This window comes from Streptomyces griseoaurantiacus (assembly GCF_036189845.1).
GTDB classification, from domain to species: domain Bacteria; phylum Actinomycetota; class Actinomycetes; order Streptomycetales; family Streptomycetaceae; genus Streptomyces; species Streptomyces griseoaurantiacus.
The window spans coordinates 5,668,727-5,681,522 of sequence record NZ_CP108326.1; the positions used below are offsets into that span (position 1 = coordinate 5,668,727).

A 12,796-nucleotide genomic window follows, 5' to 3' on the forward strand; every position below is an offset into this window, starting at 1 on the left:
CGCCGGGGGGACTACGACGTCCGGGCGGCCTTGAGGGAGGCCGCCAGCCGCTCCGGCTCCCTGGTGGAGAGGTAGAGGTACGGGGTGGGGTCCTCGGGGTCCGTCACCTGGACCCGCAGGGCCGTGCGGATGTAGGCCCGCAGCAGCATGAAGGCCCGGGTGTCGGCCTTGCGCGTGCGCCAGGCCTGCGCCTCCTCCGGGTCCAGCACCTCCGCCTCGCCCAGCGCGGCGACCGGGATGCGGGCCTCGCCGGCGATCAGCGCGTCGCCGACCACGCGGATGCGCGGGGAACCGTACGCACTCACCACCACCGCCGAGACCGCCGTCCCGCCGACGAGGCCGCCCAGCATCGGCAGGGTGCCGAAGGGGAGCAGGACCAGGGCCACCGCGAGGCCCATCAGGAGGCACATCAGCCACCAGGAGCGGGGGGCGGTGAGACGTTCTTCGTACGCGGGCGCGGAGGGCTGCATGAGGCCAAGCTTGGCATGGTGTCGGGGCGGGGCCGACGCGCGGGTAAGGTCTGCGCCTGTGAGTGGTACTTCCCCAAGTTCGCAGGGCGCGCGGGGCCCTCAGGGCCCGCCTGGCGCGCAGCCACCGCAGGACACGAGCGGCGCCCCCGGCCGCGGGCTCGAGGTGCTCCTCCGGCGTGTCGACCCCGACGTACCGCTTCCGGCGTACGCGCACCCCGGCGACGCGGGGGCCGACCTGCGCACCACCGAGGAGTGCGAGCTGGCACCGGGTGAACGCGCCGTCCTGCCCACCGGGGTGTCTGTCGCGCTCCCCGAGGGGTACGCGGCCTTCGTGCACCCGCGATCCGGCCTCGCTGCCCGCTGCGGTGTCGCTCTGGTGAATGCCCCGGGGACGGTTGATGCCGGGTACCGTGGGGAGATCAAGGTGATCGTGGTGAATCTCGACCCGCGCGAGAGCGTGCGGTTCGAGCGCTTCGACCGGATTGCCCAATTGGTCGTCCAGCAGGTCGAGAGGGTCCGCTTCCGCGAGGTCGCGGAACTTCCCGGCTCGGCGCGGGCCGAGGGGGGCTTCGGGTCCACCGGCGGTCATGCCGCCGTGGGCGGCACAACGGGTGGGAATCGATACGCTTCGGTCGTATCCGACCGGGAAGGACAGTGACGTGTTCGGACGTCGCAAGAAGAAGGGGTTCGCCGACGACGTGGCGGACGCGACGGGCGAGGCCGAGCAGGTCGTCGACGGCGTCGAGACCGAGGCGGACGACGAGCAGGCCGAGGGCGGGCGCGAGCGCGTACGGCTCGCCCCCGGACCGCGGCCCGACGGCCCCTGGGACGAGTCCGAGGTGCGTGACCCCGCCGAGGGCCGGGTCGACCTCGGCGGTCTGTTCGTGCCCGGTGTGGACGGCATGGAACTGCGGGTCGAGGTCGCCGGTGACGCGATCGTCGCCGCCACCGTCGTCCTGCGCGACAGCGCCATCCAGCTCCAGGGCTTCGCCGCCCCGAAGCGCGAGGGCATCTGGGGCGAGGTCCGCGAGGAGATCGCCGGCGGCATCACCCAGCAGGGCGGCATCGTCGACGAGGTCGAGGGCCCGCTCGGCTGGGAGCTGCGGGCCCAGGTGCCCGTGCAGCTCCCGGACGGCACCGGCGGCTTCCAGGTCGTGCGGTTCGTCGGCGTGGACGGTCCCCGCTGGTTCCTGCGGGGAGTGATCTCCGGGCAGGGCGCGGTGCAGCCGCAGGCGGCCGGACTGCTCGAGCAGATCTTCCGGGACACGGTCGTGGTCCGCGGCGAGGGCCCGATGGCGCCCCGCGACCCGATCGTCCTCAAGCTGCCCAACGACGCCCAGATGGTGCCCGAGGGCGTGCAGCAGGAGGAGGGCTCACGCTTCTCCGGCGGCATGGGGCAGCTCCAGCGCGGACCGGAGATCACCGAGGTCCGCTGACCGCGCCCGGCGCACCGCGCGCAAGAGGCCGCGTCCCTGGTGGGACGCGGCCTCTTCGCGTGTCCGGGCGCGAGTGCGAAGATGTGCCGCGGGCCGGGAACCCGGCCCCGGTCCCGGCCGTTCGACCGGGCGGGCGCAGGTGGGAATCCGGTGAGAATGCCGGGTGGTGCAGCGGTGCGCGGGCCGAGAGGGCCGGCGGACGGCGGGGAAGCGGGGGAGGGGCCATGAGCCTGGCCGTCACCGGGACGGAGACCGGCACGAGGACGATGGTGCGCGTCGAGGAGGTCCACAAGTCGTACGGCACCGGTGCCGCCGCCGTGCACGCGCTGCGCGGGGTCTCCTTCGAGGTACCGAAGGGCGAACTCGTCGCCCTCAAGGGACGCTCGGGATCCGGCAAGACCACCCTGCTCAACCTGCTCGGCGGGCTCGACGAGCCGGACGCGGGCCGCATCACCGTCGCCGGGCACGGCCTCGGCGACCTCGGCGAGGAGGGACTGCTCGCGCTGCGGCGGGACCGGATCGGCTTCGTCTTCCAGACCTTCGGCCTCATCCCCGTCCTCACCGCCGCCGAGAACGTGGGGGTGCCGCTGCGGCTGCGCCGGGCGGACCGGCGGGAGCGGGAGGAGCGGGTGGCGCTGCTGCTGTCGCTCGTCGGGCTCGCCGACCACGCGGAGCAGCGGCCGGGCGAACTGTCCGGAGGGCAGCAGCAGCGGGTCGCCATCGCCCGGGCGCTGGCCAACAGCCCCTCGCTGCTCATAGCGGACGAGCCGACGGGGCAGCTCGACGCCGAGACGGGGCTCGCGGTGATGGAACTGCTGCGCGCGGTGGTGCGCAGCGAGGGCGTCACCGCCGTGGTGGCCACGCACGACACGACCCTGCTGGGGCTGGCCGACCGGGTGCTCGAACTGAGCGACGGCGAGCTGACCGAGCGGACCGGGAGCATCGAGCGGACCGGGACCGCCGGGGCCTGAACCCGCGCGTTCCCCATGCGCCCCCGTCGAGGTCGTGTGCCCGCCGCCCCGTCAGGGTCGCGTCAAGGACGCCCGCGAGGGCGCCGGGCCGGCCGCCGGGCCGGAACCGCGCGCCGTAGGGTCGACATCGCGCACGCGCGCGGACGGCGGCACCCGGCGGCGGCCCGGTGCGGCGCAGAGGGACGATGAGGCGATGGGACGCGGCACACTACGGATCTACCTGGGGGCGGCACCGGGCGTCGGCAAGACCTACGCCATGCTCAGCGAGGCCGGACGCCGCCTGGCACGCGGCACCGACTGCGTCGTCGGCCACGCCGAGCACCACGGCCGCCCCCGCACCGAGGCGCTGCTGTGGGGCCTTGAGGTGGTGCCGCCCCGTGAGCTGGAGCACCGGGGCGCGGTCCGCGCCGAGATGGACGTCGAGGCCGTACTGCGCCGCGCTCCCGCCGTCGCCATGGTCGACGAACTCGCCCACACCAATGTCCCCGGCTCCCGCAACGCCAAGCGCTGGCAGGACGTGGAGGAACTGCTGGCCGCCGGGATCGACGTCGTCTCCACCGTCAACATCCAGCACCTGGAGTCACTCGGCGACGTCGTCGAGTCGATCACCGGGGTGCGGCAGCGGGAGACCGTGCCCGACGAGTTCGTGCGCCGCGCCGACCAGGTCGAGCTCGTCGACATGTCGCCGCAGGCGCTGCGCCGCCGCATGGCGCACGGCAACATCTACCAGCCGGACAAGGTCGACGCCGCCCTCTCGCACCACTTCCGCCCCGGCAACCTCACCGCCCTGCGCGAGCTGGCCCTGCTGTGGGTCGCCGACCGGGTCGACGAGCACCTCACCCGGTACCGCAGCGAGCACCGCGTCTCGGCGATATGGGGCTCCCGGGAACGCATCCTGGTCGGGCTGACCGGCGGTCCCGAGGGTCGCACCCTGATCCGCCGGGCCGCACGCCTCGCCGAGAAGGGCGCGGGCGGCGAGGTGCTCGCCGTCTACGTCGCCCGCAGCGACGGCCTGACCTCCGCCTCGCCCAAGGAACTCGCCGTCCAGCGCACCCTCGTCGAGGATCTCGGCGGCACCTTCCACCACGTGGTGGGCGACGACGTGCCCGCCGCGCTGCTCGACTTCGCGCGCGGCGCCAACGCCACGCAGATCGTCCTCGGCTCCTCGCGCCGCAAGACCTGGCAGTACGTCCTCGGCCCCGGCGTCGGCACCCTCGTCGCCCGCGACTGCGGGCCCGACCTGGACGTGCACATCGTCACCCACGAGGAGGTCGCCAAGGGGCGCGGGCTGCCGGCCGCCCGCGGCGCCCGGCTCGGCCGGGCCAGGATCGTCGCGGGCTGGGCCACCGGCGTCGCCGGTCCCGCCCTCCTCGCCCTGCTGCTCGTCACCGTCGACCCCGGTCTCGCCAACGACATGCTGCTCTTCCTGGCGCTGACGGTGGCCGCCGCCCTGCTCGGCGGACTGCTGCCGGCGCTGGCCTCCGCGGCGGTCGGTTCGGTGCTCCTCAACTATTTCTACGCACCCCCGCTGCACCGCTTCACCATCGCCGACCCGAGGAACATCGTCGGCATCCTGATCTTCGTCGGAGTCGCCGTCGCGGTCGCCGCCGTGGTGGACCTCGCCGCCCGGCGCACCGACCAGGCGGCCCGGCTGCGTGCCGAGTCCGAGATCCTCTCCTTCCTCGCGGGCAGCGTGCTGCGCGGCGAGACCAGCCTGGAGGCGCTCCTGGAACGGGTCCGGGAGACCTTCGCCATGGAGTCGGCGGCGCTGCTGGAACGCGCCGGCGACGTCGCCCCCTGGACCTGCGCGGGCGCGGCCGGCCCCGGCGCCCGTGTGGCGCGGCCCGAGGAGGCCGACGTGGACGTGCCCGTCGGCGACCACATGGCGCTCGCCCTGTCCGGGCGGGTGCTGCCCGCCTCCGACCGGCGGGTGCTCGCCGCGTTCGCCGCGCAGGCCGCCGTCGTCCTGGACCGGCAGCGGCTGCGGCAGGCCGCCGAGGAGGCCAGGACGCTGGCCGAGGGCAACCGCATCCGGACCGCGCTGCTCGCGGCCGTCAGCCACGACCTGCGCACCCCGCTGGCCGGGATCAAGGCGGCGGTCAGCTCCCTGCGCGCGGACGACGTGGCCTGGTCGGAGGAGGACCGGGCGGAACTCCTCGAAGGCATCGAGGACGGCGCCGACCGGCTCGACCACCTGATCGGCAACCTCCTCGACATGTCCCGGCTGCAGACCGGCACCGTCACCCCGCTGATCCGCGAGATCGACGTGGACGAGGTGGTGCCGAGAGCGCTCGGCGGGGTCCCCGAGGACCGCGTGGGCCTCGTGGAACTCGACGTGCCCGAGACACTGCCCATGGTCGCCGTCGACCCCGGGCTGCTGGAGCGGTCGGTGGCCAACCTCGTCGAGAACGCCGTGAAGCACGGCCCGCCCGGGACGCGGGTCCTCGTGGCCGCCAGCGCGCTGGCCGACCGGGTCGAGGTGCGCGTCGTCGACCGCGGACCCGGCGTGCCCGACGAGGCGAAGGACCGCATCTTCGAGCCCTTCCAGCGCTACGGCGACGCCCCCCGCGGCTCCGGCGTCGGACTCGGCCTCGCGGTGGCGCGCGGCTTCGCCGAGGCGATGGGCGGCACCCTGACCGCCGAGGACACCCCCGGCGGCGGACTGACGATGGTGTTGACCCTCCGGGCGGCCCCGCGGCCGGCGGAGGACGTGCCCGCGGCCGCCCCCGCCGTACTCACCGGTCCGCCCGCCCTGCACGGAAGGAGGGCCTCATGACGCGCGTACTGGTGGTCGACGACGAGCCCGGGATCGTGCGCGCCCTGGTGATCAACCTCAGGGCGCGCGCCTACGAGGTGGACGCGGCGCACGACGGCGCCACCGCGCTCCGGCTGGCGGCCGCACACCGTCCCGACGTGATCGTCCTCGACCTCGGACTGCCCGACATGGACGGCGTCGAGGTCATCCGGGGACTGCGCGGCCGGACCAGGGTGCCGATCCTCGTGCTGTCCGCCCGCCACGCCTCCGACGAGAAGGTCGGCGCGCTCGACGCGGGCGCCGACGACTACGTCACCAAGCCCTTCGGCATGGACGAACTCCTTGCCCGGCTGCGCGCCGCAGTGCGCCGGGCGGAGCCGGTGGGCGCCGGCGAGGGCGATGTGATCGTGCAGACCGAGGGCTTCACCGTCGACCTCGCCGCGAAGAAGGTCGACCGGGGCGGCCGGGACGTACGCCTCACGCCCACCGAGTGGCACCTCCTCGAGGTCCTGGTGCGCAGCCCCGGCCGGCTGGTCGGCCAGAAGCAGCTCCTGAAGGAGGTGTGGGGGCCCTCCTACGGCACGGAGACGAACTACCTGCGGGTGTACATGGCCCAGCTCCGCCGCAAACTGGAGGCCGACCCCGCCCACCCGCGGCACTTCATCACGGAACCGGGAATGGGATACCGGTTCGAGAAGTAGCCCACACCGGTCGGCGGGCGGACCGTACGTATGTGTCGGCGGCCCCCGGTACGCTTTCGGTATGAGTGCTGTTCCCCGTTCCGAGAAGCCGGTGGGCCGGTTCCGGCGCATGCTCGACCGGCTCTCCTCGTCCCAGGAGGACCTGGAGTCGGAGGAGCTGCGGGAGGACACCGAGACCGCGGGGTGCACCCGCATCGGTGACTGTCAGGACCGCCAGCTGGTCACCGTTACTGGTACCTTGCGCACGGTCACGCTGCGCCCGCGGGCCGGGGTGCCGGCCCTGGAGGCCGAGCTGTTCGACGGCACGGCCGCGCTGGACGTGGTGTGGCTCGGCAGGCGCTCCATCCTCGGCATAGAACCGGGGCGCAAGCTGATGGCCTCGGGTCGGATCTCGATGAGCCGGGGCCGCAGAGTGCTGTTCAACCCCAAATACGAACTGAGACCGCTCGGACGGGAGTAGCCGGTGACCTCACTCGAGAAGCCGACCGAAGACGACACCGCGCACGATTCGCGCGCGGTCACCGAGGCCGCTCTCTTCGAGGCGTTCGGCGGCGTCCGGGGCATGGTCGAGACGGTGCTGCCCGGACTGCTCTTCGTCAGCATCTTCACGATCAACAAGAACCTGCACCAGTCGGCGATCGCCGCGCTCGTGGTGTCGCTGCTGCTCGTCGCGGTGCGGCTGGTCCGCAGGGACACGGTGAAGCACGCCTTCAGCGGGGTCTTCGGCGTCGCCTTCGGTGTCGTCTTCGCGATGATGACCGGCAACGCGAAGGACTTCTACCTGCCGGGCATGCTGTACACGCTGGGCCTCGCGCTCGCGTACATCGTGACGACGCTGGCCGGTGTCCCCCTGATCGGCCTGATGCTCGGGCCGGTCTTCAAGGAGAACCTGTCCTGGCGCACACGCAACCCCGGCCGCAAGAAGGCCTATGCCAAGGCGAGCTGGGCCTGGGGCCTCATCCTGCTCGCCAAGTGCGCGGTGCTGTTCCCGCTGTACTGGTGGGCCGACACGACGCAGCTGGGCTGGGTCCTGATCGCCCTGAAGATCCCGCCCTTCCTGCTGGCGGTCTGGCTCACCTGGGTCTTCCTGGCCAAGGCCCCGGCGCCGATCGACGTCTTCGCCGAGATGGAGGCGCAGGAGGCGGAGGAGAAGGCGCGGGAGCAGGCGGCGCGGGGCGAGAGCGCCTCATAGGCGAACGGTCCCCCGGGGTCCGAGGGGTTCGGCCGGTCCGACGGATGGGCACCCCGTCAACGACGCGCGCCCCCCGCGCCCGCGCCCCCGCAGGGGCCGGACGCGGGGCCCGCAGGGTCCCGGCAGGACCCGTCAGCCGATCGCGTCCTCGCGGCGCACCGAGAGCAGGTCCTCGAGCTGCTCCTCCCTCGCCTGCGCGGCCACGAACAGCAGTTCGTCACCGGCCTCCAGCGCGTCCTCCGGCGAGGGCGTCAGCACCCGCGTCCCGCGGATGATCGTCACCAGCGAGGTGTCCTCGGGCCAGCGCACGTCACCCACCTGCGTGCCCGCCAGCGCGGACTCCGGCGGCAGCGTCAGCTCCACGAGGTTCGCGTCCCCGTGGCTGAAACGCAGCAGCCGTACGAGGTCGCCGACGCTCACCGCCTCCTCCACCAGCGCCGACATCAGACGCGGTGTGGACACGGCGACGTCGACGCCCCACGCCTCGTTGAACAGCCACTCGTTCTTCGGGTTGTTCACCCGGGCGACGACGCGCGGCACCCCGTACTCCGTCTTGGCGAGCAGCGAGACGACGAGGTTGACCTTGTCGTCACCCGTCGCCGCGATGACCACGTTGCAGCGCTGCAGCGCGGCCTCGTCCAGCGAGGTGATCTCGCAGGCGTCGGCCAGCAGCCACTCCGCCTGCGGCACCCGCTCCACCGAGATCGCGGTCGGCGCCTTGTCGATCAGCAGGACCTCGTGGCCGTTCTCCAGCAGTTCGCCCGCGATCGAGCGACCCACCGCACCGGCCCCGGCAATGGCGACCCTCATCAGTGACCGGCCTCCCTCTCAGGGCCCTCGGCGAACGTCGCCTCGACCTTCTCGACGTCGTCCGTGCGCATCATCACGTGCACCAGGTCGCCCTCCTGCAGCACCGTCTGGGAAGAGGGCAGCATCGCCTCGCCCAGCCGGGTGAGAAACGCGACCCGCACCCCGGTCTCCTCCTGCAGTCGGCTGATCTTCTCGCCCACCCAAGCCGGGGAGGCGTGCACCTCGGCGAGCTGCACCCCGCCGGTGGGGTCCCGCCACAGCGGCTCGGCGCCCGAGGGCAGCAGTCGGCGCAGCATCTGGTCGGCGGTCCAGCGCACGGTCGCCACGGTCGGGATGCCGAGCCGCTGGTAGACCTCGGCGCGGCGGGGGTCGTAGATGCGCGCCGCCACGTTCTCGATGCCGAACATCTCGCGGGCCACCCGGGCGGCGATGATGTTGGAGTTGTCGCCGCTGGAGACGGCGGCGAAGGCGCCGGCCTCCTCGATGCCCGCCTCGCGCAGGGTGTCCTGGTCGAAGCCGACCCCGGTGACGCGTCGGCCGCCGAACCCGGCGCCGAGCCGGCGGAAGGCGGTGGGGTCCTGGTCGATCACGGCGACCGTGTGCCCCTGCTGCTCCAGGGTCTGGGCGAGAGCGGAACCCACTCTGCCGCAGCCCATGATCACGATGTGCACGGCCCTACACCACACTCCCCGCGGACCTCGCGGCCCGCGTACGCGTCCTGCTCATGGCTCTCTTTCGGCTCGCCCGGCAACAGTGGCGGCCCGGTGCACGGGCCGCGGTGCACCATCATGCCGTTGGAACACCGTGGCGGACTCCCCCGGGGACCGGTCCGTCGCCCCGCGTCCAACGTAGCGGCAGCCGGGGCCGGACCGGGCGCCACCGTCCCCCGGCCGCCGCGAGCGGGGGCGGTCCCGTACCCGGTACCGTCTGCGGACCCCGCACGGCCCCGTCCCCGTACCGCCCCGGTACCCCCGCTGCTCCCGATACCGATACCGATACCCATACCGATGCCGACGCCGACCCGAGAAGAGGCATGCGTGACCGGAGACAATCCGTTCGGACGCCCCGAGCCCGAGCCCGAGCCCGAGCCCGAGCCCGAGCCCGAGCCCGAGCCGGGACCCGAGCCGGGACCAGGACCCGAGGCCGGGCCCGAGGCCGGGCCCGGACCCGGGCCCGAAGACCGGGCCGGGCAGGAGGCCGGACCCTCGCTCACCGCCGAGCTGCTGCGCGAGTTCCTCGCCGCGGGCAGCGACGCGCTGGCCCGGCTGGCCTCCGACGAGGGCGCCGTCGACGACTTCGGCTTCGATCCCGACCTCACCGACGAACTGATCCTGCCCCTCCTCAGGCCGCTGTACGAGAAGTACTTCCGGGTCGAGGTGGAGGGCCTGGAACACGTCCCGGCGGACGGCGGCGCCCTGGTCGTCGCCAACCACTCCGGCACGCTGCCGCTGGACGCGCTCATGCTCCAGGTCGCCCTGCGCGACGACCACCCCGCCCACCGCAGGCTGCGGCTGCTCGCCGCCGACCTCGTCTTCGAGCTGCCGCTGGTCCGCGACATCGCCCGCAAGGCGGGCCACGTGCGCGCCTGCCGCGCCCACGCGACCCGGCTGCTCCAGGCCGGCGAACTCGTCGGTGTCATGCCCGAGGGCTACAAGGGCCTCGGCAAGCCGTACGAGGAGCGCTACCGGCTGCGCCGCTTCGGCAGGGGCGGCTTCGCCGCGGTGGCACTGCGCACCGGCCGGCCCCTGGTGCCCTGCGCGATCGTCGGCGCCGAGGAGACGTACCCGATGATCGGCGAGTCCCGCACCCTCGCGCGGATGCTGAACCTGCCGTACTTCCCGATCACGCCCACCTTCCCGCTGCTGGGCGTGCTCGGCCTGGTCCCGCTGCCGAGCAAGTGGACCATCCGCTTCGGCGCGCCGATCACCGTGGACGGTTTCCCGGAGGGCGCCGCCGAGGACCCGCGAACGGTGGAGAAGCTGGCCCGCGAGGTGAAGGACACCATCCAGCACTCGCTGAACGAACTGCTCGCCGAGCGCCAGTCGCCGTTCGGCTGAGGCGCGGGCGGCCGAGCTGAGACGCGGGCGGCCGAGCTGAGACGCGCGGCCGAGGGGCGGCCCACCTCGCCACCGGGCCCCGCCCCACGGCCCCCGCCCCACGGCCCCCGTCCCGCGGCTCCGGCCCGGCCTCGGCAAGATTCCGTTAAGAATTCGCCGCCGTCCGTCCGGGCCCTCGCGGGCACAGGGCCGATCTCCTGCGGGAATCGGCGATCCGCCGCCTCCGACGCGTCGGGGGTGGCGGGTGGGCGCCGTGTGTTCGAACCCTTAACATCCCGGTTGTGTCCAAACTGACCGACGTGCCCAAACGCATCCTCATCGGGCGCGCACTGCGCAGCGACCGGCTCGGAGAAACGCTCCTGCCGAAACGCATCGCACTCCCCGTCTTCGCCTCCGACCCGCTCTCCTCCGTCGCCTACGCGCCGGGGGAGGTGCTCCTGGTCCTCTCCATCGCGGGCGTGTCGGCGTACCACTTCAGTCCCTGGATCGCGGTCGCGGTCGTCGTCCTGATGTTCACCGTGGTCGCCTCCTACCGGCAGAACGTCCACGCCTACCCCAGCGGCGGCGGCGACTACGAGGTGGCCACCACCAACCTCGGCCCGAGGGCCGGCCTGACCGTCGCCAGCGCCCTGCTCGTCGACTACGTGCTCACGGTCGCCGTCTCCATCGCCTCCGGCATCGAGAACCTCGGCTCCGCGATCCCCTTCGTCATCGAGCACAAGGTGATCTGCGCGGTCGCCGTGGTGGTCCTGCTGACGCTGATGAACCTGCGCGGGGTGAAGGAGTCGGGCAAGCTCTTCGCGATCCCGACGTACGTCTTCGTCGGCGGCGTCTTCATCATGATCGTGTGGGGGGCGTTCCGCGGTCTGGTCCTGGGCGACACCATGCGGGCACCGACGGCCGGCTTCCACATCCGGGCCGAGCACCAGGGCCTGGCCGGATTCGCCCTGGTCTTCCTGCTGCTGCGGGCCTTCTCCTCCGGCTGCGCCGCGCTCACCGGCGTCGAGGCCATCTCCAACGGCGTCCCCGCCTTCCGCAAGCCCAAGTCGAGGAATGCCGCGACCACGCTCGCGATGATGGGCCTGCTCGCCGTCACCATGTTCTGCGGCATCATCGCGCTCGCCATGACCACCAAGGTCCGCATGGCCGAGAACCCCGCCGTCGACCTCATCCGGGGCGGCACGCCGGTCGGCTCCTCCTTCGTGCAGGACCCGGTGATCTCCCAGGTCGCCGAGGCGGTCTTCGGCGACGGCAGCTTCCTCTTCGTCGTGCTGGCCGCCGCCACCGCGCTGGTCCTGTTCCTCGCCGCCAACACCGCCTACAACGGCTTCCCGCTGCTCGGCTCGATCCTCGCCCAGGACCGCTACCTGCCGCGCCAGCTCCACACCCGCGGCGACCGGCTCGCCTTCTCCAACGGCATCGTGCTGCTCGCGGGCGCGGCGGCCCTGCTCCTCATCGTCTACGGGGCCGACTCCACCCGGCTCATCCAGCTCTACATCGTCGGCGTCTTCGTCTCCTTCACACTCAGCCAGACCGGCATGGTTCGGCACTGGAACCGGCACCTGCGCACCGAGAAGGACCAGGCCAAGCGACGCCACATGATCCGCTCCCGCGCGATCAACACCTTCGGCGCCTTCTTCACCGGCCTGGTGCTCGTCGTCGTCCTCGCCACCAAGTTCAGCCACGGCGCCTGGGTGGCGCTGCTCGGCATGTGCATCTTCTACGCGACGATGACCGCGATCCGTAAGCACTACGACCGGGTCGCCGACGAGATCGCCGCACCCGAGGAGCCGGTCCCCACCGACGACCTGGTGCGCCCCTCCCGGGTCCACTCCGTCGTCCTCATCTCCAAGATCCACCGGCCCGCGCTGCGCGCCCTGGCCTACGCCAAACTGCTCCGCGCCGACAGCCTGGAGGCCCTCAGCGTCAACGTGGACGCAGCGGAGACCAAGGCGCTGCGCGCCGAGTGGGAACGGCGCGGCATCGACGTCCCCCTCAAGATCCTCGACTCGCCCTACCGCGAGGTGACCCGGCCGGTCATCGACTACGTCAAGAGCCTGCGCAAGGAGTCCCCGCGCGACGCCGTGTCGGTGATCATCCCGGAGTACGTGGTGGGCCACTGGTACGAACACCTGCTGCACAACCAGAGCGCGCTGCGGCTCAAGGGCCGGCTGCTGTTCACCCCGGGCGTCATGGTGACCTCGGTGCCCTACCAGCTCCAGTCCTCCGAGGCCGCCAAGGTGCGCGCCCGCAGGCGCCTGGAGTGGAACGCGCCGGGCGCGGTCCGCCGGGGCCCCAAGGAGCACCGGGACCACCACCACCGGGAGTCCGGCACGAAGCGCTGAGAGCCGGCGGGCCCGGGAGGGCGCTCAGCGCCGGCCGGCCCGGGAGCCGGGCGACGCGG

12 protein-coding genes are annotated in these 12,796 nt (G+C 73.0%); 9 read left to right on the top strand and 3 right to left on the bottom strand.

Features of this window, described 5'->3' with window-relative positions; genetic code table 11:
* Positions 1–11 precede the first annotated feature (11 nt).
* Positions 12–470 carry a DUF3093 domain-containing protein gene (locus tag OHB09_RS25200; protein WP_006142655.1) on the bottom strand — a complete coding sequence of 153 codons (459 nt, stop codon included), beginning with the start codon at positions 468–470 and terminating at the stop codon, positions 12–14.
* 163 nt (positions 471–633) lie between these two features.
* Here OHB09_RS25200 and dut point away from each other — a divergent pair, with 163 nt between their 5' ends.
* The 7 genes from dut to OHB09_RS25235 all read left to right on the top strand — a co-directional run bounded on the left by dut (position 634) and on the right by OHB09_RS25235 (position 7,525).
* Positions 634–1,128, top strand: a complete 495-nt coding sequence (gene dut, locus OHB09_RS25205; RefSeq protein WP_006142656.1) for a dUTP diphosphatase — start codon at positions 634–636, stop codon at positions 1,126–1,128.
* A gap of 1 nt (position 1,129) precedes the next feature.
* Positions 1,130–1,906, top strand: a complete 777-nt coding sequence (locus OHB09_RS25210; protein WP_328922565.1) for a DUF3710 domain-containing protein — start codon at positions 1,130–1,132, stop codon at positions 1,904–1,906.
* A gap of 224 nt (positions 1,907–2,130) precedes the next feature.
* Positions 2,131–2,877: an ABC transporter ATP-binding protein gene (locus OHB09_RS25215; RefSeq protein WP_006142658.1), complete on the top strand. Its 747-nt coding sequence runs from the start codon at positions 2,131–2,133 to the stop codon at positions 2,875–2,877.
* Between the two features lie 193 nt (positions 2,878–3,070).
* A complete protein-coding gene (locus OHB09_RS25220; protein WP_191852064.1) occupies positions 3,071–5,653 on the top strand; it encodes an ATP-binding protein in 2,583 nt (860 codons plus the stop codon).
* Positions 5,650–6,333 carry a response regulator gene (locus tag OHB09_RS25225; RefSeq protein WP_006142660.1) on the top strand — a complete coding sequence of 228 codons (684 nt, stop codon included), beginning with the start codon at positions 5,650–5,652 and terminating at the stop codon, positions 6,331–6,333. Before OHB09_RS25220 ends, OHB09_RS25225 begins: the two co-directional genes overlap by 4 nt.
* Before the next feature lie 61 nt (positions 6,334–6,394).
* Positions 6,395–6,793: an OB-fold nucleic acid binding domain-containing protein gene (locus OHB09_RS25230; protein WP_006142661.1), complete on the top strand. Its 399-nt coding sequence runs from the start codon at positions 6,395–6,397 to the stop codon at positions 6,791–6,793.
* A gap of 3 nt (positions 6,794–6,796) precedes the next feature.
* Positions 6,797–7,525, top strand: coding sequence for a DUF3159 domain-containing protein (locus OHB09_RS25235; RefSeq protein ID WP_006142662.1), 729 nt, complete (start codon positions 6,797–6,799; stop codon positions 7,523–7,525).
* A 132-nt stretch (positions 7,526–7,657) separates the two neighbouring features.
* On the opposite strand, the gene OHB09_RS25240 is transcribed toward OHB09_RS25235, so the two are convergent.
* Positions 7,658–8,335 (bottom strand): potassium channel family protein, encoded by a 678-nt coding sequence (locus tag OHB09_RS25240; protein ID WP_006142663.1) that lies wholly within the window; start codon positions 8,333–8,335, stop codon positions 7,658–7,660.
* Positions 8,335–9,006 carry a potassium channel family protein gene (locus tag OHB09_RS25245; protein ID WP_006142665.1) on the bottom strand — a complete coding sequence of 224 codons (672 nt, stop codon included), beginning with the start codon at positions 9,004–9,006 and terminating at the stop codon, positions 8,335–8,337. The genes OHB09_RS25240 and OHB09_RS25245 overlap by 1 nt, the downstream gene beginning before the upstream one ends.
* 366 nt (positions 9,007–9,372) lie before the next feature.
* On the opposite strand from OHB09_RS25245, the gene OHB09_RS25250 reads away from it, so the two are divergent.
* Positions 9,373–10,392, top strand: coding sequence for a lysophospholipid acyltransferase family protein (locus OHB09_RS25250; protein ID WP_328922566.1), 1,020 nt, complete (start codon positions 9,373–9,375; stop codon positions 10,390–10,392).
* A 281-nt stretch (positions 10,393–10,673) separates the two neighbouring features.
* On the top strand, positions 10,674–12,737 hold the full coding sequence (locus OHB09_RS25255) for an APC family permease (protein ID WP_093594154.1): 2,064 nt from the start codon (positions 10,674–10,676) through the stop codon (positions 12,735–12,737).
* Positions 12,738–12,796: the final 59 nt, after the last annotated feature.